We start from the raw sequence: 20,787 nt of genomic DNA, 5'->3' as shown, positions 1-20,787 counted from the left end.
CAGGGAAAACTTCACGGCACTTCTTTGTCGTCTTTTTAAGAAATGATAAATCGATCGGACAAGCGGTGTGTGCTTGTTTTCGTAAGGCGCCTGCACTCTTATTCTTTGCGATTGTTGAATATTATATATAACACCCGAGTTACATTAAAATGTACGGGTTGACATCAACCGAAATTTGCAGCCCGCTCGCAGCGGACTCCTGCTGGTAGCGGTCCAGGACTGTTTTTAACGCCGGTGCCAGATCTGGTTCCCGCTTGTATTTTATCAAACATTGGTAACGATATCTATCATTGATACGAGGGATTGTTGATGCAACAGGTCCAAGGACAATCGCCTCCTCAGATAAGCGTGACCGCACATAGTTTGTTATTTTCTCTGTTACGGATATGACTTTCATCAATTCCTCGTGGCTGACCGTGATCAGCGACAGAAAGTAAAAGGGCGGGTATTTGTGCATTTTACGGACGAGCATTTCCCGCTGATAGAATTGGTCAAAATCCTGCTCCCCGGAAAGCTCGACACTGTAATGCTCCGGTGTGTACGTCTGGATGACGACTTCACCTTTTAGCTTGTGCCGTCCTGCCCGGCCGCTTACCTGAGTCAATAACTGAAACGTTTTTTCTGAAGAGCGGAAATCGGGTAAATGAAGCATTGTATCAGCAGAAAGAACGCCAACGAGTGTAATGTTCGGAAAATCAAGCCCTTTTGCAATCATTTGCGTGCCGAGCAGAATATCGGCTTTTCTCTCTGAAAAATCGTTTAACAGCCGCTCATGGGCTCCTTTGCGGCTTGTCGTATCCACATCCATGCGAATAACTCTCGCCTCAGGCAGGATTTTTCCAAGCTCATCCTCAACCTTTTGTGTCCCTGTGCCGAAAAAACGGATATGATCACTGCTGCATTCGGGGCAGATAGATGGCATCCTGTCTTCATGGCCGCAATAATGGCATTTCATCGATTGGTTATATCGATGATACGTAAGTGAAATATCACAGTGCGGGCAATTGAGGACATAACCGCAATCTCTGCACATCACAAACGAAGAATGTCCACGTTTATTCAAAAACAGCACCGTCTGCTCTTTTTTTTCGAGGCGCTCCTGCAGCTTTTCAAACAGCAGTTTCGAAAACATCGAACGATTTCCGTCGCGGAGCTCCTCCCTCATGTCGATGATGTCTACCTTAGGAAGGTCCTGGTTGTTCATGCGTTTTGGCAAGGTAAGAAGCTGGTAAACTCCTTTTTGTGCACGTGCAAATGTTTCAAGTGAAGGCGTCGCACTTCCGAGTACAATCGGGCAGTTGTGAAGCAGCCCGCGTTGGATGGCAACGTCTCTTGCATGATAACGCGGATTTTCTTCCTGCTTATAGCTTGTTTCATGCTCTTCATCAATAATAATAATTCCGAGATTTTCAAATGGGGCAAAAACGGCTGATCTCGCCCCGATTGCTACCTTAACTTCCTTTCTCTGGATCCGGCGCCATTCGTCATATTTTTCACCTGCCGATAAGCCGCTGTGGAGCACCGCGACTTCATTGCCAAACCGACCCTTAAAGCGGTTAACCATCTGCGGTGTTAATGATATTTCGGGAACGAGGACGATCGCTTCTTTCCCTTTGCCCACTACCTCCTGAATCGACTGCAAGTAAATTTCCGTTTTTCCGCTTCCCGTCACACCATATAAGAGAAACACATTATGCTTGTCCTCTTTGATCGATGAAAGGATCGGATCTATGGCGTTTGCCTGGTCATCTGTCAGCGCTAGCGGCCTGGTTTGTGCGAAAACACGCTCCTCAAAAGGATCGCGATATACTTCTTTGTCAATTTCACCAAGAAGCCCTTTTTCAATTAGCACTTTGACTGTTCCCGATGTTGTAGCTGTTTTGGCTAACAGTTCGCGCTGTTCAATGCTTTCAGGATTTTCAATAAAGTAGTTGAGCACGTCCCGCTGCTTGGCAGCACGTGCAGGTATTGATTCGAGCTCATTTGCCAACTGTTCCTTGCTCAAGATTGGATAAACATGCTTTAATCGTTTTGCATTAAGCCTGTCCTTAACTCGATAGGCAACTTCAACCGTTCCCTTCGCGGCCTCCCGCTGCAGGGCTGTGACAAGGCCCCGTTCAACTGCCTCATTCCATACGATTTCCGGATTTTTTTGAAAAACGCTTTGCAATTCCGCTGGAAGCTCTTCCGGCCGGTGATTTCCTGCTAGTTTAACCCATTTTTCGTATTTCGCCTTTAAGGCTGCAGGAAGCATTGCCTGAAAAGCAGAAATGCGGAAACAAAGTGTATGTTCGGTAAGCCAATTACCAAGCGATAGCAATTCATTTGTTAACACAGGCACTAAATCCATTGGTTCGATAATCTCTTTTAATTTGGCAAAAGAAGATTCGGCTTTCACCTCTGTAACGAACCCTTGGATTTTCCTTGGCCCGAATGGGACCACCACTCTCATTCCAGGCAAAATCGCATTTTCCCACCGGTTCGGAATCAGGTAATCGAATGTTTTATCTGTTTGTTTGGCAGGCACATCAACAATGACACTGGCGACCTTCATCGGCTGTCACCCTCAAGCATGTTCGATACTTCTTCTAAAATGTGCCGGGCTACCTCTTTTTTTGCCAGGATCGGCAAGTTTTGCGTGCTGCCATCGCGCTTAAAAATCGTCACAATATTTGTATCCGTATTAAATCCGGCACCTTCACTTGTCACATTGTTCGCGACAATCATATCGGCATTCTTTTTAATCAGTTTTGTTCGCGCATATTCCTCAATATGATCGGTCTCTGCGGCGAATCCGACAAGGATTTTCCTGCCCTTCTGCCGGCCAAGTTCAAACAGAATATCCTTTGTCCGTTCCATTTCAAGGATTTCATCGCCAGCTTGCTTTTTCATTTTATTATCCATGTATGTTTTAGGGCGGTAGTCTGCAACGGCAGCCGCTTTAATAACAACATCTGCAACTGGGAAACTTTCCATAACTGCGTCATGCATTTCCTGCGCACTTTCGACCTTGACGGCCTCGACCCCATGTGGAACGGGAATATCGACGGGGCCGCTAACAAGAATGACGTTCGCCCCGGCCTGTACGGCTTCCTCGGCAAGCGCATAGCCCATTTTGCCGGAGGAATGGTTCGTTATATACCTGACCGGATCAATTTTTTCCCTCGTTGGCCCGGCTGTAATTAAAACCGTTTTTCCTGTCAACGCGGAAGGTTTCTGTGGTTGGAAAAATTGATCGATAATCTCGACGATTTTTTCAGGTTCCTCGAGGCGGCCTTTTCCTACATAACCGCAGGCAAGGAATCCTTCACCCGGTTCGATGAACAGATAACCGTAGTCTGCCAGTTTGTTAAGATTGGCTTTGACGGCCGGGTGGTCGTACATATGGACATTCATCGCCGGGGCAATCATCACAGGTGAAGTTGCCGCCAGCAGCGTGGTTGTCACCATATTATCAGCAATCCCGCCCGCCAGTTTGCCAATTACATTTGCAGTCGCCGGGGCGACGAGAACAAGATCCGCCCAGTCGGCAAGATCGATATGGGCAATCACCTGCGGATTTTTTTCATCAAATGTATCGGTAAATACATCATTGCGTGACATTGCCTGAAATGTTAGCGGAGTGACAAATTTTGCCGCAGACTCGCTTAATATCACTTTAACATCCGCGCCGGCCTGGGATAGCTTACTCGTTAAAGCAACCGCCTTATAGACAGCGATTCCCCCGGTTACGCACAGTAAAATTTTCTTTCCATTCAGCATGAAAGGATCCCCACCCTTTTTATTTATATAAGCCCATTCGGCCAGACTCTCTACAATCATCTATTTCCATTATGCAAGAAACACGCCATTATTTCATCTTTTTATGATCAAATGATAAATGGGGCCTGCTGTTAAAAAAAATAACAACCATCGAGTGGTTGTTATTTTGTAAACATTATTGCTTCCGATCTTCCTTCACGGATTTGTTAGCGGAAAAATGCAGCTTTTCTTTATGAATTTCTTCAAGTGCTTTACCGACATTTTTATGGGAAACATATTTGTCCAGTCGCGGTTTGCCATTTTGCTGCAGATTGCGGGCCCTTTTTGCGGCAACTGAAACCAATGAATATTTTGAATCAATCTTTGTCATTAATGAATCGATAGATGGGTATAACATATTATTCAACCTCCAGCATTTTTTTATAGCGGCTTTCGACGCGCTCCCTGCGGCAGTGCTCCGCAATCACAATCGCGTTAATTTTTTCGCAGGCGCGCTCGACCTGGTCATTTTCTACGACATAATCGTACAAGTTCATCATTTCAATCTCTTCTTTTGCTGCCTGCAAACGGTTTTGAATCACGTCGTCTGTTTCGGTTCCTCTTGTAACAATTCGGTTTTTTAGCTCTGTTAAGCTTGGCGGCATTAAAAAGATGAACAGTCCATCCGGAAATTTCTCTCTGACCTGGCGGGCTCCCTGTACTTCAATTTCTAGAAACACGTCCTTGCCCCGTTCCAGTGTCTCTTTCACATAATCAACCGGTGTACCGTAATAATTTCCGACAAACTCGGCATACTCAAGGAGTTTGCCTTGTTCAATCATCTCTTCAAACTCTTCCCGCTTTCGAAAAAAGTAATCGATTCCGTCAACTTCGCCCTCGCGCGGCGCTCTCGTCGTCATCGAGATTGAATATTGAAACGCAGTGTTTGGCTGTGAAAAAATTTCTTTCCTGACTGTTCCTTTCCCAACACCGGACGGGCCGGAAAGAACAATTAACAATCCTTTTTCGTGCATTTAGAGCATCCTACCCTTCATCAAGAATTTCGTCCCGGTCATTTAAGCGGTGTGCAACAGTTTCAGGCTGGACAGCAGACAAGATCACATGGTCGCTATCCATTACGATCACAGCTCGGGTACGCCTTCCATATGTAGCGTCTATTAAAGATCCACGGTCACGTGCATCCTGAATAATCCTTTTTATAGGTGCCGATTCCGGACTGACTATTGAAATAATCCGGTTAGCAGAAACAATGTTTCCAAATCCAATATTGATCAGTTTGATGGACATTCTAGTCCTCCAATCATCAGTAAATTATTTTGGCCGATACCATCATTTTCTAAACAAGCTGCTATTCTATATTTTGAATCTGCTCCTTCATCTTTTCAAGCAGGCTTTTCATCTCGACCACTTCTTTTGCAATTGCGGCGTCATTTGCTTTCGAGCCAATCGTGTTTACCTCCCGGTTCATTTCCTGAACGAGAAAGTCTAATTTCCGGCCAATCGGTTCCTCGAGCAGCAGAGTTTCTGCAAATTGTTTTATGTGGCTGTTTAGCCTGGCTAATTCTTCATTAATATCGGCTTTATCGGCAAAAAGAGCAACCTCCGCTAAAAGTCTCGACTCGTCAAATTGGCCGCTCTCGAATTCTTCGATTCTTTTTTCAAGCCGGGCCCGATACTGGCTTACGACAGCCGGGGAAAGCCCAGCAAGCCGTCCGGTACGTTCGGTTAATTTCATTAAGTGTACCGATACGTCTCGCTCGAGGGCAGCGCCTTCCGCTTCACGCATTTTTCTCAGCTGTGCTGCCGCCTCATCTGCCGCTTGCAGGACAAGGCTTTCCAATTCCCCATTGCTTGATTCTTGCTCCTCCAATGTAAGAACGCCTTCCCGGCTGATCATATCGGCTATCAAAATTTTCCCATCTAAACCGAATTGTTCTTTAATTTTCGTTATGTATTGATAATATTGGTCCAATAGTTTCCAGTCAATATGAAGTTTTCTGCTGACAATGCCTTCGCCTTCTATCGTAACAAAAACTTCAGCCCTGCCTCTGAAAATTTTCTCGCCGAGTTTTTTCTTGATCTTATCTTCTAATTTTAAAAGCTCGCGGGGCATCCGGATGCTGTATTCAATAAAACGATGATTAACTGTCTTTACCTCAACAGTCACGGCAACGAGGGAAGATTCTGTCTTGCTCCTCCCATAACCAGTCATGCTAACGACCATTTTACACACATCCAATCTGCATAAGACCTATCACACAAAGAAAAGGTAATAGAGTCTTCTCTATTACCTTTTGGATTATACCATATATTATCTCGTTTTACTTACCAAAAACGTTCCGGCCAGCAAAAAAGTTGGAATGGCAGATAAGCCGGCAATTAAGATCCAATCGATCGCGATAATCGGCACAGTATGGAAGATGGGCTGGAGCGGCGGATAGTAGATAACAATAAACATTAAAATCAACGAAGAAATTACGGCCCACACCAAGTATTTATTGCCAAATGGATTTCTGGCGAACACCGATTTTTCGCTGCGGCAGTCAAAGACGTGAATCAACTGGGCCATCACAAGTGTAGCGAATGCGACCGTCTGTGCATAGGCAAGATCGTCAGGCTGCTGGCCGTAAGCGATCATAAAAGCGGCCAATGTCGCCGCACCGATTAAAAATCCTCTAGAAATAACCTTCCAGCCCAGCCCTCGTGAAAACACGCCTTCCTTCGGGCTGCGCGGGTGTCGCTTCATAACATCATCTTCCGGCTGGTCGAGGCCGAGCGCCATTGCCGGAAGACCATCCGTAACTAAATTGACCCAGAGGATTTGGATTGGAACGAGCGGAAGCGGCAAAGCGAGCAGCATCGCAAAGAGCATCACCAATATTTCGCCGACGTTCGAAGCAAGCAAATATCTGATAAACTTGCGGATGTTTTCATATATATTTCTTCCTTCTTTAATCGCTGCCTTGATCGTCGCAAAATTATCATCAAGGAGGACAAGTGCCGATGCTTCCTTCGCAACGTCCGTTCCAGTGATCCCCATCGCAATTCCAATATCAGCGGCTTTGATCGCAGGTGCATCGTTGACACCATCACCGGTCATAGCGACGATATGGCCCCTATTTTGCAAAGCTTTGACGATTTTCAGCTTGTGCTCAGGAGACACGCGGGCAAACACTGAAACATCATCGACGACTTCCTCAAGCTGGCCGACAGACATTTCCGATACCGCCTTGCCACCAAGAACTTTACTGTTTTTTGAGAGAATTCCGAGCTGGCCGGCAATTGCTTTTGCTGTGATCACATGGTCACCAGTAATCATCACAGTTTTGATTCCTGCTTGTTTGCATTCCTTGACAGCTGTTTTAACCTCTGGTCGCGGCGGATCAATCATCCCCTGCAGCCCAATAAAGGTCAACCCTTTCTCCGCTTCTGCTTCATGCAAAATCATCGTGTTTGCCTGAACAGGTTTATATGCGATCGCAATTGTTCGCAGCGCCTGTGAGGCAAGATCATGAATGGCTGTCTGGATCGTGCCTTGCAGCTCTTTTGTTAAGTATTGCTGCCTTTCCTCCCAAAGCAACGCCTCACTGACACCGAGCAGCACATCAGGCGCTCCCTTCGTTACAACAAATGTCCGCCCGTGATGATCTTTAACGATTATACTCATCATTTTCCGGCTTGAATCAAACGGGAATTCCTTGACGATTTCAAATTGGCCAGGCAAGGCTGCTCTGCTGTAGCCGGCCTTCATCGCGGCAATCAGTAAAGCGCCTTCTGTCGGGTCCCCGTCGACCAGAAAATCGTTATTTTTCTGAAAAACTTCCGCATGGTTGCAAAGCATTCCGAACATTAATAACTGCTGAAGCGCCTTGTCCTTTTTTGGGTCGATCAGATCATTCCGTAAATAAAAATTCCCATGTGGTTCGTATCCGACACCGTCAACCGTCCACGTTTTCCCCCCGCTCCACAGATGGGTGACAGTCATTTTGTTTTGCGTCATCGTCCCTGTTTTATCGGAACAAATAACGGAGGCACAACCGAGCGTTTCAACAGCTGGGAGCTTGCGGACGATTGCATTTTTCCTGATCATTCTTTGCACGCCGAGGGACAGGGCGACTGTTACAATCGCTGGCAACCCTTCTGGAATGGCAGCTACGGCAAGCGATACGCCGGCAAGAAACATCGTGTAAAGATCATGCCCCTGGAGAACACCAACACCGACGACAAGAACTGTCAACAATAAAGCCACAACGATCAAAATTTTTCCAAGCTGCTCGAGCCGCCGCTGCAATGGTGTCTCCATTGTTTCGGCTTTTTGGAGAAGATCAGCAATTTGTCCCATCGCCGTTTTCATTCCGATCGCAACTACAACGCCGACTCCGCTGCCTCTTGTAACCATCGTCCCCATAAAAGCCATGTTTTCCAGGTCACCTATCCCGAGGTCGGCAGCCTGGAGTGCGTCTGTCGCTTTTTGCACCGGCATCGATTCACCTGTTAAAGCAGACTCTTCAATTTCAAGGCTGTGGGATTCGATCAATCTGACATCTGCGCCAATCCTGTCACCGCTTGAGAATTTAATCACGTCGCCCACAAGCACTTCCTTGGACGGAATCTTGTCCCAGTGCCCGTCCCGTAAGACCTGTACCTGGGGGGCAGACAGCTCTTTTAACGCATCCAATGATTTTTCTGCCTTACGTTCCTGAAAAAAACCAAGAAATCCATTGATGATAACAATCGCAATGATCGCGATGGAATCAATATATTCACCCAGCAGCCCCGAAATTAATGTGGCAGCCAATAAAACAAGCACCATAAAGTCCTTGAATTGGCTAAAAAATAAGAGTAAAGCAGACTGCTTTTCTCCTTCTTCCAATTCGTTATAGCCGAACTGTTTTCTGCGTTTCTTGACCTCTTCTTCGGTTAAGCCTTTTGAAAAATCCGTATTCAAGGCCTTTTCAACTTCATCTTCATTCATATTGTGGAACTTCATCCGGCCATCACACTTCCCCCTTTTGAATTAAACAACAGTTGTCCTCACCCTAAAGAAAGCTTATTCAGACCTGTCCAAAAAAATGCTATGATATTATAAGAAAAGCGGAAGCGCCTTGCTCAGCCCCGAAAAGCGCTGGAGGGCCTGACAGTGAAGTCGTTCTTTGACTTCATTGGCAGGACCGAAGCGACTCGAGGGGCTAGGCGCTGGAGCTGGACAAAGAAAAGCGGAAGCGCCGTGTTTATCTTAAAACCCAGATGCAGTTGAATATTTGCTTTAATTTGAATAAAAATCACAACTTTACTTATAGAAGAGGGATGGACATTATGTCATTTGACGGATTATTTACGAGAGCGATGAAGAACGAACTGGTTTCTTCTTTGAAAGGTGGACGAATTAATAAAATTCATCAGCCTTTTAAGAATGAAATTGTTTTGCTGATCAGGGCAAACGGGCAAAACCACAAGATTCTTTTATCGGTTCACCCCAGCTATGCGAGGGTACAGGCAACAAATGAAGATTATGAAAATCCAAGTGAGCCGCCAATGTTTTGCATGCTGCTAAGAAAGCATTTAGAAGGTTTCATTCTTGAAGATATCGAACAGGTTGGTCTTGATCGAATCATTGTGTTTGACGTTAAAGGCCGGAACGAGATCGGCGATATCACTTATAAACGTTTAATCGTTGAAATCATGGGCCGGCACAGCAATATCATTTTAATAGACAAAACGAGAAATGTGATTCTGGACAGTATTAAGCATGTTTCCTTTGCAGTGAACAGCCACCGGGCAATTCTTCCCGGACAGGAGTACGTTAATCCACCCGAGCAAAATAAATACAACCCTTTTGAAGCCGATGAACAGGAAGTATTGCGAAGAATTGATTTTAATGCGGGAAAATTGGACCGGCAATTGGTCGAACACTTTGCAGGAGTCTCCCCTTTGTTTGCAAAAGAAGTTGTTTATCGGGCGGGCGTTGCCAATCGGGTCACTTTGCCAAAAATGTTTGTAGAAATGATTGAGAGGATTAAGAAAGGTGACTATAATCCTGCCATCACCTATGGAGCTGAAAAGGAATCGTTTTATCTCTTTCCGCTTGACCATACGAATGGAAAAGCGAAAACCTTTCCAACCTTGAGTGAAATGCTGGACCGCTTTTATTTTGGTAAAGCGGAGCGTGATCGTGTTAAACAGCAGGGCAACGATCTCGAGCGCTTTATCATAAATGAAAAGGAAAAAAACGAAAAGAAAATTGTTAAGCTTGAAGCGACCCTACAAGAAGCGAAAAACGCGGACCAATACCAGCTTTACGGAGAATTGTTAACAGCCAATCTGTTTGCTGTAGAAAAGGGCATGAAGGACATTACCGTGGTCAATTATTACAGTGAAGAAGGTGCTGAGCTCACGATTCCGCTTGATCCGCGCAAGAGCCCGTCCGAAAATGCGCAAAAATATTTTTCGCGATATCAAAAGGCGAAGCACGCGATCATTGTTGTCGAAGAGCAGATTGAAAAAGCAACAGAAGAAGCAGCATATTTTGATGCACTTCTCCAGCAGATTCAGGCAGCATCGACAAAGGATCTCGAGGAAATACGCGAAGAGCTGGTCGAAGGTGGATATTTAAGGGAACGGCAAAAGAAAAAGAATAAAAAGGCGCAAAATATCAAGCCGGTTTTGGATCGTTATGTAGCTTCGGATGGTACTGAAATTTTAGTAGGCAAAAATAATAAACAGAACGAATATTTAACTAACAAGATGGCCGGCCGAGATGAAATTTGGCTTCATACGAAAGATATTCCCGGCTCACACGTTGTGATCCGCAGCAAGGAACCAGATGAAGCGACGATTCTTGAAGCAGCCCGGCTTGCTGCCTACTTCAGTAAAGCAAGAAACTCAAGCTCTGTGCCCGTCGACTTTACGCAAATCCGCCACGTGAAAAAGCCAAACGGCTCGAAGCCCGGTTATGTGATTTATGACAATCAGCAAACCGTCTATGTCACTCCTGACGAAGATAGTATCCTTGCTCTGAAAAAGTAAAATGTCTATTCGCACATAATTTCCTAATCGGTTCTGCACTCTATCTTTTAGGAGGTGAGCTTCAAATGGAACCAAATAAAAGAAGAAACAGCAGCATGCCGGATTTCAAGGAATTGGAAGACCGGGTGATTGGTGAGCCGACAGATGGGCCTACTTTAGTGATAAGAACGAATCTTGACACTAAAGACGTGACAGAAGAAAACCCATATTTCGAAAACAAAAAAGGCCAGGACGAACAGGAATTTCGGGCTTATTTTGAAGAATAAAATAAAAAAAGAGGAAGGTTGTGATCATAACGATCGCTCTTTCCTCTTTTTTCCTCAATAGAGTTCCCTTCCCCAGTTGGAAGGATCATTTCTCCATTCAGCCAGCTTCTCCCGGTCTTTCACACTGATAAAACCTTTTTCTGTGGCAATGTCTGCCAAAGTGGAAAAATCGGTTAACGAATAGGCGGTAATTTTTGCCTCATCAAGCAGTTGTGCACCTTTTTCAAGCTGGTATGAAAAGATCGATACCACCCCTAATACGTGACAGCCCGCTTCGCGCAGCGCCTCTGCAGCAGTAATGACACTTCCGCCAGTTGAAATTAAATCCTCAACAACGACGACTTTCTGCCCTGTTTCTGCTTTTCCTTCAATTTGATTTCCTTTTCCGTGTCCTTTCGCCTTGGAGCGAACATAGCACATCGGCAAATTCATTAAATCGCTGACCCATGCTGCATGTGGGATTCCTGCTGTTGCTGTTCCAGCTATTAGCTCCACATCGGGAAACTTGTCATCAACAATCTCCTTCAGGCCAGCGGCAATTTCCGAGCGCAGTTTCGGAAAAGAAAGGGTGAGGCGATTATCGCAATAGATCGGCGACTTGATTCCCGATGACCATGTAAATGGGTTATTGGGCTGTAAAGAGACGGCCCCAATCTCCAATAAACCGGCTGCTATTTTTTTCTTCATTGCCTTGTTTCCTCCCATTCCTTTTTCACTTCGAAATAGCGTTGCAGCGGATCTGCCGCTTTTGTAATTGAGCGACCGACGACAATCGCAGAGACGCCTGCCTGTCTCGCAAACCCTGGGGTAGCGACCCGCTTTTGGTCCTGTATATCGTCCGTTTCAAGGCGGATTCCTGGTGTAACTGTGTAGAAATCGCTGCCAAGCCGATCATGGATCATTTTCGCTTCATGTGGCGAACAAACAACACCGTTTAGTCCGGCATCTTTTGTCAGTACTGCGTAATGGATAACAGACTCTCTAAGCGAAACCGCAATGAGCTGCTCACTTTTCATTTGTTGCTCGGATGTACTCGTTAACTGAGTAACCGCGATACAATACGGCCTGCTGTTCCCGGGCCCAGTGCCGGAATCGAGTCCTTCAAGAGCTGCCGTCATCATCGCTTTGCCTCCGGCAGCATGAACGTTAACAAGGTCAGCACCAAGCCTGGCGATTCCTTTCATCGCCTTTTTTACAGTATTCGGAATATCATGAAGCTTTAAATCAAGGAACACCTGATGGCCCCGTTCTTTTAAATCATCGACAATGACCGGGCCTTCCTGATAGAAAAGCTCCATTCCCACCTTTAAAAAGAGCTTTTCTTCGGAGAATTGATTTATAAAGTGAAAAACTTCGCGTTTATCAGCGAAATCAAGCGCGATGATAAGCGGATTGTTCATGTTTGCTCCAGCTCCTCCCAGTGCATTCAGAAATGTGATCATAGCCAAGCTGCTCAACAAGCTCAGGCAAGTCTGCGATAATTTTTAGGCATACAAATGGGTCGATAAAATTGGCGGTCCCGACCGCCACTGCACTCGCTCCAGCCAAAAAAAATTCGATTACATCCTCCGCTGTCGCGATGCCGCCCATGCCAATGATCGGCAACGAAACCTTTTGGCTGACTTCATAAATCATCCGCAGCGCGACCGGTTTGATCGCTGGTCCTGACAGGCCGCCCGTCTTGTTAGCCAAGATCGGTGTGCCTGACTTCAAGTCAATTCTCATCCCGAGCAAAGTGTTGATCATCGTCAAGCCGTCTGCCCCGCCGTCCGCGACTGCATGTGCCATCTCAACAATATTGGTTACATTGGGTGAAAGCTTTACATATACGGGAACTTCGGAAACTTCCTTTACTTTCTTCGTCAAGCTTTTCGCTACTTCCGGTATCGTCCCAAAAGCAATCCCGCCTGTTTTTACATTGGGGCAAGAAATATTTAATTCCAGGGCATGGACATTTGACACTTTCGAAATTTCTTTGGCAACTGCAATATAATCCTCCTCGGTTGACCCGGCCACATTGGCAATAATCGGTGTCGAAAACTGTTCAAGCCATTTCAACTCTTCCGAAATCACTTTTTCAAGGCCCGGATTTTGCAAGCCGATTGCATTGAGCATGCCAGATGGCGTTTCTGCCACTCTCGGCGTCGGATTACCAAAGCGCGCCTCAGCGGTTGTCGCCTTGATCATGATCGCACCAAGCTCGTTTAAATCATAGAATTGACTGTATTCGCGTCCAAATCCGAAGCAGCCTGAGGCAGGCATAACCGGGTTTTTCAACTCAAGTCCGGGCAGCTTTATTTGCAATCTGCTCATAGTACCACCTCTCCCGCCCGAAAAACAGGGCCGTCACTGCACACCTTTTTATAGGAATAACCATTCGGATCATCACCTGTGTGGCAAACGCAGGCAAAACAGGCGCCGATCCCGCAGCCCATTCTTTCCTCCAGCGATAAATATACTTTTTTATCTCGATAAGCCGATTCAAGCGCTTTTAGCATCGGAGTCGGGCCACAGCTGAACAGTACATCAAAATCAATGCCCTGGTCGTTAATGACATCGGTGACAAAGCCTTTATACCCGTAAGAACCATCTGCTGTTGCGATCAAAGCAGGACCCGAACTGGCGAACTCCGCTTCGTAAAAAACGGCTTCTGCTGTCTGAAATCCCAATACATGGATAACGTTAACCCGATTGCGGACGAGCTGCCGTGAAAGCTCATATAACGGTGGCACCCCGATTCCGCCGCCAACAAGCAAGGCTGTCTCCCCTGCTTTCGCTTCATTGACAGGAAAACCGTTTCCAAGCGGTCCGAGAACATCGACCGTATCGCCCGGTTGTTTCCCGGAAAGTACAATCGTTCCCCGGCCTTCTTTTCTATAAACGATTGTAAATTGACCGGCGTCCCTGTTAATATTTGCGATGCTGATCGGCCTTCTTAACAGCGGATCAACTCCGTCCGAAACCTTCAGGTGGACAAATTGTCCCGGGTGGTCCATCTCGGAAACGAGCTCGGCTTGTAAAGTCAGTTCGTAAATTGAAGCAGCAATTTCGTGGTGTGCAACAATTGTACACTGTTCATTTTTGATCACGAGTACACCACCTCCTGAATCGTTTCCGGTTGATCCATCGCATCTGCCGAGAAAATCATTGATTCGATCACTTTTAAAATCGCAGCGGCCGTATCCAGCGACGTTAAGCAAGGTATGCCATTTTCGACCGACTCGCGACGAATTCTGAAGCCGTCCCGTTCCGGCTGCTTTCCTTTTGTAAGCGTATTGATGACAAACTGCGCCTGCCCGTTACGAATCACGTCAAGAAGGTCAGGCCCTGCTGCGCCAATTTTATCAACTACTTTAACCGGTATCCCTGCTCGTTCCAGAAATTGAGCGGTACCGCTGGTCGCGATCAGCCGGAAGCCGACATTGGTAAACCTTCTCGCAATCTGTAAAGCTTCTTCCTTATCTTTATCAGCAACGGTCAGCAATACGGTGCCAAAGTTTTGGATTTTCATCCCGGAGGCTACCAATCCTTTATACAAAGCTTTTTCCAGTGTCCAGTCTTTACCCATTACTTCACCTGTAGACTTCATTTCCGGCCCGAGGGTAATATCGACTCTTCGCAATTTAGCAAAAGAGAACACGGGAACTTTCACATACACACCATGCTTTTCAGGGACAAGTCCCGATTTGAAGCCCTGACTTGCGAGCGATTGCCCGAGAATGACCTTCGTCGCAATATTCGCCATTGGGACCTGGGTAATCTTGCTTAAAAAAGGGACAGTCCGGCTCGAACGGGGATTTACTTCGATTACATAAACTTGTTCATTTGCAACAACATACTGAATGTTTAGAAGGCCGATAATTCCGAGCCCTTTCGCCAGCTTTTCAGTATATTGGATCAGATTTGCTTTTACTGCTTCAGAAATGTTTTGCGGCGGATACACGGCAATCGAGTCGCCGGAGTGGACGCCGGCCCTTTCTATATGTTCCATAATCCCCGGTATGACAACTGTTTCCCCATCAGAAATCGCATCGACTTCAATTTCCTTACCTGTTAAATAGCGGTCAACCAGGACGGGATGTTCCGGGTTTACTTTAACAGCATTTTTCATATAATGGAGCAGTTCTTCCTCCTGATAGACGATTTCCATCGCTCGTCCACCCAGAACATAGGAAGGCCTGACGAGGACCGGATAACCGATCTTGGCGGCGATCTTAACCGCCTCTTCGACAGACAATGCCGTTTTCCCTTGCGGTTGCGGAATTTTCAATTCAGAAAGCGCCTGTTCAAACTTATCCCTGTTTTCAGCGCGATCAAGGCTTTCCAATGAAGTACCGAGTATTTTGACGCCTCTTTCCACCAATGCCGAAGCGAGGTTAATGGCGGTTTGGCCGCCAAATTGGACGACTACACCTTCGGGCTTTTCAAGGTCGATGATATGCATAACATCTTCAATCGTCAGCGGTTCAAAATACAGCTTATCCGAGATGCTAAAATCGGTGGATACCGTTTCCGGGTTGCTATTGATAATAATGGCTTCATAGCCGGCTTCCTTGATCGCCCACACAGAGTGGACCGTCGCATAATCAAATTCAATGCCCTGGCCAATCCGGATCGGCCCCGAACCGAGGACAATGACACTTTTCTTATCGGTGACGATCGATTCATTTTCGTCTTCGTAAGTTCCGTAATAATAAGGAGTTTCCGATTCAAACTCCGCAGCACAAGTATCAACCATCTTGTAGACCGGAATGATCTTATGGTCAGTTCTCCAGCTGTAGACGTCTTTTTCATGGCTATTCCAAAAGCAAGCGATTGTTTTATCGGAAAAGCCCATTCTTTTGGCTTTTAAACCAATTTCAGCATCAAACGGTTTTTCAATCAACACATTTTCTAAAAGGACAATCTTCTCCATTTTATTAAGGAAGAATAAGTCAATCCGGCTCCACTCATGCAGCTTTTCAATCGAGACACCCCTGCGGATTGCTTCACCGATATAAAATAGTCTTTCATCGCCCGCTTTGCGAATTCGTTTTTCGAGGATTGTATCATCGATTGCATCCGCATTGTTGAGCGTCAGGTGGTAGACGTTCGCTTCAAGCGACCGGACGGCTTTAAGCAGCGATTCTTCGAACGTGCGGCCAATTGCCATCACTTCACCTGTTGCCTTCATCTGTGTTCCAAGCGAGCGGTTCGCCGATTCGAATTTATCAAAAGGCCATCTCGGAATTTTTGTCACGATATAATCCAATGCAGGCTCAAAGCATGCATATGTTTTGCCTGTAACGGGATTCATCATTTCATCCAAGGTTAATCCAATTGCAATTTTCGCGGCAAGCTTGGCAATCGGGTATCCTGTCGCCTTCGAGGCAAGGGCCGAAGAACGGCTTACGCGCGGGTTTACTTCGATAATGTAATATTGAAAGCTGTACGGGTCGAGGGCAAGCTGAACGTTACAGCCGCCTTCTATTCCAAGTGCACGAATAATTTTAAGAGACGCATTGCGGAGCAGCTGATACTCCCGGTCGGTTAACGTCTGGCTTGGCGCGACGACAATCGAGTCGCCGGTATGGATGCCAACCGGATCGATATTCTCCATATTGCAGACGACGATGGCGTTATCATTCGAATCACGCATCACTTCATATTCGATTTCTTTAAAGCCGGCAATACTTTTTTCCAATAAGCATTGTGTGACCGGGCTGTACTTTAAGCCGCTTGTAACGACTTCAATCAGCTCTTCCTCATCCCGGCAAATTCCGCCGCCCGTTCCGCCCAGTGTAAAAGCAGGGCGGACAATGACCGGATAACCTACTCTGTCAACAAAGCGGAACGCTTCGTCAAAATTGTGGATAATATCACTGTCAGGTACCGGTTCCCCGAGCTCATTCATCAAGCTTCTGAACAAGTCGCGATCTTCCGCCTGTTCAATTGCCGACAACTTTGTGCCGAGAATTTCGACACCGCACTCCTCCAGCACACCTGATTTAGCCAGCTCGACGGCCAAATTCAAGCCCGTCTGGCCGCCAAGCGTCGGAACGAGCGCATCCGGCCGCTCCTTGCGGATAATCCGGCTCACGAACTCAAGCGTCAGCGGTTCGATATAGACGGAATCGGCGATCTCCGTATCCGTCATGATCGTGGCCGGATTGGAGTTAACAAGGATCACTTTATAGCCTTCTTCTTTAAGGGCGATGCATGCCTGTGTTCCCGCATAATCAAATTCTGCCGCCTGGCCGATCACAATCGGACCTGATCCGATCACTAAAATACTGTTTATATCTGTACGCTTTGGCATTTGTGAGCTCCTTCCCGATTTTCAGATTCAATCATTGCTAGGAAACGTTCAAATAAATGGTTGGCATCTTCCGGCCCTGGCGAAGCCTCCGGGTGATATTGAACCGTGAAGGCAGGATAAACCTTATGTTTTAGCCCTTCAATCGTTCCATCGTTTAAAGCGAGATGGGTAATTTCGAGCTCCGTTTGCTCAATCGATTCCGCTTCCACTGTGTAACCGTGATTTTGCGAGGTTAAAGCTACTTTCCCGGTTGTTAAATCTTTGACCGGATGGTTGGAGCCGCGATGGCCAAATTTTAGTTTCACCGTATCGGCCCCGCAGGCAAGGGCGAACAGCTGGTGGCCGAGACAAATGCCAAACAGCGGCACCCTGCCCAAAATTCCTTTAATCATTTCAGTTGCCGCCGCCACATCCTTTGGGTCTCCAGGTCCATTGGACAGCATAACGCCATCGGGACTTAAGTTGATGATTTCTTCAGCACTTGTATTGTAAGGGACAACAATGACATCGCAATCCCGCTTATTCAATTCCCTTAAAATCCCATGCTTCATTCCAAAATCGACCAAGACGACCCGCCTGCCTCGTCCCGGGCTTGGATAGGCGGTTTTCGTTGAGACTTGCTTCACCTGGTCGATGGGCAAATGCGTTGTGCGCAGCCTCTCGACAACTGTCCCGGGATGTTCACCGATGCTGCAAATAGCCCCTTTTAGTGTACCGTGCTGGCGGATAATTCTTGTCAGCTTCCGTGTATCAATCCCGGCAATTCCCGGAATGTTTTTGATTTTAAAATATTCATCAAGTGTCTTTTCACTTCTCCAGTTTGACGGGAAATCAGCAGCTTCTTTGACGATAAAGCCGTGGATCGCAGGGGTGATTGATTCAAAATCATCCCTATTTATTCCATAATTGCCAACTAATGGATATGTGAGCGTAACTAGTTGCCCGCAGTAAGATGGGTCCGAGAGGACTTCCTGATAACCGGTCATGCCAGTATTAAAAACAACTTCACCAATTGTGTCGACATCGCTTCCGAATCCCTCGCCGATAAATACTGTTCCGTCTTCAAGAATCAGCTGTTTTTTCATGCTGTCACACTCCCTTTGCTCCATGCTTTGCGTCCATTTACGATCGTCATTACCGGCCAGCCTTTGCATTCCCAGCCTGTGAATGGCGTATTTTTTCCTTTTGATAAAAACCGTTCGGGATCAATCGCTTCTGTTTGCTCTAAATCAATCAGGACGATGTCAGCTGCTGCTCCCACTTCAATTTTCCCGGAAGCAAGTCCGAACGCTGCTGCCGGTTTGATCGTCAAAAAGTCGATCAACTGCTTCAGGGTGATAAGTCCTTTTTCGACTAAATATGTGTTTAATAGCGGAAAAGCGGTTTCCAACCCGACAATTCCAAACGGTGCAAGCTGCATGCCCTCCGCTTTTTCTTCTGCCATATGCGGCGCATGGTCGGTCGCGATGAAATCAATGGTTCCATCAAGCAGCCCTGCAATCAGGGCTTCCCTGTCCGCTTTGCCGCGCAATGGGGGGTTCATTTTATAATTCGGATCAAGCCCGGGTATATCCTCGTCGCATAACAATAAGTGATGCGGGGTCACTTCCGCCGTCACTTTAATTCCGGCCCGTTTTGCATCCCTGACAACCCGCACCGACTCTTTCGTGCTGATGTGGCAAACATGATAGTGGCAGCCGGCCGCTTCCGCCAATAGAACATCACGGGCAATATGGACAGATTCACAAACCGACGGAATACCACTCAGCCGCTGTCTTTTTGAAAAATTCCCTTCGTGAACAGATCCTTTATTAATCAGTGTATTTTCCTCACAATGGGCAACAATTGCCATGTTTACTTGCGCTGCATTTTTCATGGCGGCCAGCATCATGCCGGCTGATTGAACACCAACTCCGTCATCTGTAAACGCAAAGGCGCCTGCTTCTTTCAACCCCTTAAAATCTGTCAGTTCCTCACCAAGCTCCCTGATTGTGATCGAAGCATATGGAAGGACGCGGACAGCCGCTTTTTCAGCAATCCGCTTCTTCAGCCACTCCAGTTGTTGTTGCGAATCCGGGACAGGTCTTGTATTTGGCATCGCCGCAACCGTTGTAAAACCGCCTTTTGCCGCGGCCTTTGTTCCGGTTTCAATCGTTTCTTTCTTTTCCCCGCCCGGTTCTCGTAAATGGATATGAAGGTCAATAAAGCCCGGAGCGATCATTTTTCCTTCGGCATCAATCACTTCTGCTTCTTCAATAGTGATATGCTCGCCAATTTCAGTAATTTTTCCGGCTTTAATATAAATGTCGGCTTTGCGAAATTCCCCGTTATCAGAAAGCAAATTGCCGTTTTTGATAATCATTGACATTTGGTATCCCTCCCATTAATGATTCGATTGATCTCTTCAAAACGGCCATGCGCACGAATACGCCATTCTCCATTTGTTTAAAAATTCTCGAGCGTTCGCATTCTACTAAGCTATCAGCAATCTCAACGTTTCGGTTTACCGGAGCGGGGTGCATGATGATGCTGCCGCGCTTCATCCTTCTTTCCCTTTCTTCTGTTAATCCATATGCAGAATGGTAGCTTTCCGGTGATTGAACTCCTTTTTCGGCATGGCGCTCGTGCTGTATGCGCAGCAGCATTACAACGTCAGCTGTTTTAATCGCTGAGTCAATATTCTCGTAGCGGCCCGCTTCAAGCAGGCTGTTATCGAACCACTCTTCGGGCCCGGAAAAAACAACTTCTGCACCAAGTCTTGAAAGGACATTTGCATTTGAGCGGGCGACCCGGCTATGGCGCAGGTCGCCGATTATGGCCACCTTCAACCCGATAAAGTGTACAAACTCTTGCTGGATCGTCAGCAGGTCAAGCAGTGATTGGGTTGGGTGGTGGCCGCAGCCGTCTCCGCCATTAATAATCGCCAAGCCTGTTCGGCTGCAAAGCTGGTCAAAATACCGTTCCTCTTGATGGCGGATGACCACGGTATTTACACCAATCGCTTCAAGGGTGCGAACAGTATCATATAAGGTTTCCCCCTTCGAAACACTGGAAGCACCTACTTCGAAAGGAATGACTTCCAAGCCAAGCTTCCGTTCTGCCACTTCGAAGCTTGATTTTGTCCGTGTACTTGCTTCGAAAAAAAGATTTGCAACAAAAGTCTGCTTGCCTGGCTTCCAGACCATCCCTGCGGAAAACCGCTGTGCTTCAGAAAGAATCTCGTTAATTTCACTTAGTTCAAGTTCAGTCGTAGTGAGCAAATGTTTCATCACGAAGCTCCCCTTTTTCTTAAAATTATTCTTCAAAAAAACACCCTGACTTTATAAGCCAGGGTGTAAGAAACGTTGTGAATGAACCGGTCATATACAGGGATTTTTCCCATAGGCCGGTCATCTAACACCCTTGCAAGCCTCTCGGACTTTTTTAAAAGGTGAT

General features: G+C 46.5%; 17 protein-coding genes. 2 read left to right on the top strand and 15 right to left on the bottom strand.

The features are described 5' to 3' along the window. Positions 1-139: 139 nt before the first annotated feature. The 7 genes from priA to CU635_RS07550 all read right to left on the bottom strand — a co-directional run bounded on the left by priA (position 140) and on the right by CU635_RS07550 (position 8,752). Positions 140-2,554, bottom strand: a complete 2,415-nt coding sequence (priA, locus tag CU635_RS07580; RefSeq protein WP_101576567.1) for a primosomal protein N' — start codon at positions 2,552-2,554, stop codon at positions 140-142. After that, positions 2,551-3,762: a bifunctional phosphopantothenoylcysteine decarboxylase/phosphopantothenate--cysteine ligase CoaBC gene (gene coaBC / locus CU635_RS07575; protein ID WP_101576566.1), complete on the bottom strand. Its 1,212-nt coding sequence runs from the start codon at positions 3,760-3,762 to the stop codon at positions 2,551-2,553. Before coaBC ends, priA begins: the two co-directional genes overlap by 4 nt. A 175-nt stretch (positions 3,763-3,937) precedes the next feature. After that, positions 3,938-4,159 (bottom strand): DNA-directed RNA polymerase subunit omega, encoded by a 222-nt coding sequence (gene rpoZ, locus CU635_RS07570; protein ID WP_101576565.1) that lies wholly within the window; start codon positions 4,157-4,159, stop codon positions 3,938-3,940. Position 4,160: 1 nt separating this feature from the next. Continuing rightward, positions 4,161-4,775: a guanylate kinase gene (gmk, locus tag CU635_RS07565; protein WP_101576564.1), complete on the bottom strand. Its 615-nt coding sequence runs from the start codon at positions 4,773-4,775 to the stop codon at positions 4,161-4,163. Positions 4,776-4,785: 10 nt separating this feature from the next. Next, the gene (gene remA, locus CU635_RS07560) at positions 4,786-5,049 is read right to left on the bottom strand and encodes an extracellular matrix/biofilm regulator RemA (RefSeq protein WP_101576563.1); all 264 of its coding nucleotides are present in this window, start codon (positions 5,047-5,049) and stop codon (positions 4,786-4,788) included. A gap of 61 nt (positions 5,050-5,110) precedes the next feature. After that, entirely contained in the window at positions 5,111-5,986 is an 876-nt protein-coding gene (locus CU635_RS07555; RefSeq protein ID WP_101576562.1) for a YicC/YloC family endoribonuclease, read from the bottom strand. 87 nt (positions 5,987-6,073) lie between these two features. Further along, complete coding sequence (locus CU635_RS07550; protein WP_101576561.1) at positions 6,074-8,752, bottom strand: cation-translocating P-type ATPase; 2,679 nt, start codon at positions 8,750-8,752, stop codon at positions 6,074-6,076. Between the two features lie 326 nt (positions 8,753-9,078). Between CU635_RS07550 and CU635_RS07545 the strand changes: the two genes are divergently transcribed. Both CU635_RS07545 and CU635_RS07540 read left to right on the top strand, forming a co-directional pair. Continuing rightward, positions 9,079-10,788 carry an Rqc2 family fibronectin-binding protein gene (locus CU635_RS07545; RefSeq protein ID WP_101576560.1) on the top strand — a complete coding sequence of 570 codons (1,710 nt, stop codon included), beginning with the start codon at positions 9,079-9,081 and terminating at the stop codon, positions 10,786-10,788. Positions 10,789-10,853: 65 nt separating this feature from the next. Further along, on the top strand, positions 10,854-11,054 hold the full coding sequence (locus CU635_RS07540; protein WP_101576559.1) for a hypothetical protein: 201 nt from the start codon (positions 10,854-10,856) through the stop codon (positions 11,052-11,054). Between the two features lie 54 nt (positions 11,055-11,108). Here the strand turns inward: CU635_RS07540 and pyrE are convergent, their stop codons facing one another. The 8 genes from pyrE to CU635_RS07500 are packed head-to-tail and all read right to left on the bottom strand — an operon-like array spanning position 11,109 to position 20,621. After that, a complete protein-coding gene (gene pyrE, locus CU635_RS07535; RefSeq protein ID WP_101576558.1) occupies positions 11,109-11,741 on the bottom strand; it encodes an orotate phosphoribosyltransferase in 633 nt (210 codons plus the stop codon). Continuing rightward, a complete protein-coding gene (pyrF, locus tag CU635_RS07530; RefSeq protein ID WP_101576557.1) occupies positions 11,738-12,454 on the bottom strand; it encodes an orotidine-5'-phosphate decarboxylase in 717 nt (238 codons plus the stop codon). The genes pyrE and pyrF overlap by 4 nt, the downstream gene beginning before the upstream one ends. Beyond that, positions 12,426-13,367, bottom strand: coding sequence for a dihydroorotate dehydrogenase (locus CU635_RS07525; RefSeq protein ID WP_101576556.1), 942 nt, complete (start codon positions 13,365-13,367; stop codon positions 12,426-12,428). Before CU635_RS07525 ends, pyrF begins: the two co-directional genes overlap by 29 nt. Next, entirely contained in the window at positions 13,364-14,140 is a 777-nt protein-coding gene (locus CU635_RS07520; protein WP_373270876.1) for a dihydroorotate dehydrogenase electron transfer subunit, read from the bottom strand. Before CU635_RS07520 ends, CU635_RS07525 begins: the two co-directional genes overlap by 4 nt. Beyond that, positions 14,140-17,352: a carbamoyl-phosphate synthase large subunit gene (carB, locus tag CU635_RS07515; protein WP_101576554.1), complete on the bottom strand. Its 3,213-nt coding sequence runs from the start codon at positions 17,350-17,352 to the stop codon at positions 14,140-14,142. Before carB ends, CU635_RS07520 begins: the two co-directional genes overlap by 1 nt. Beyond that, positions 17,331-18,437 (bottom strand): carbamoyl phosphate synthase small subunit, encoded by a 1,107-nt coding sequence (locus CU635_RS07510; RefSeq protein WP_101576553.1) that lies wholly within the window; start codon positions 18,435-18,437, stop codon positions 17,331-17,333. The genes carB and CU635_RS07510 overlap by 22 nt, the downstream gene beginning before the upstream one ends. Beyond that, the gene (locus CU635_RS07505) at positions 18,434-19,720 is read right to left on the bottom strand and encodes a dihydroorotase (protein ID WP_101576552.1); all 1,287 of its coding nucleotides are present in this window, start codon (positions 19,718-19,720) and stop codon (positions 18,434-18,436) included. Before CU635_RS07505 ends, CU635_RS07510 begins: the two co-directional genes overlap by 4 nt. Then, entirely contained in the window at positions 19,683-20,621 is a 939-nt protein-coding gene (locus CU635_RS07500) for an aspartate carbamoyltransferase catalytic subunit (protein ID WP_101576551.1), read from the bottom strand. Before CU635_RS07500 ends, CU635_RS07505 begins: the two co-directional genes overlap by 38 nt. Between the last annotated feature and the right edge of the window lie 166 nt (positions 20,622-20,787).

It is taken from the genome of Bacillus canaveralius (assembly GCF_002860125.1).
Lineage (GTDB): Bacteria > Bacillota > Bacilli > Bacillales > Cytobacillaceae > Bacillus_BJ > Bacillus_BJ canaveralius.
The sequence above is the reverse complement of the archived record's forward strand: the minus strand, read 5'-3'. Positions and strand labels throughout refer to the sequence as shown.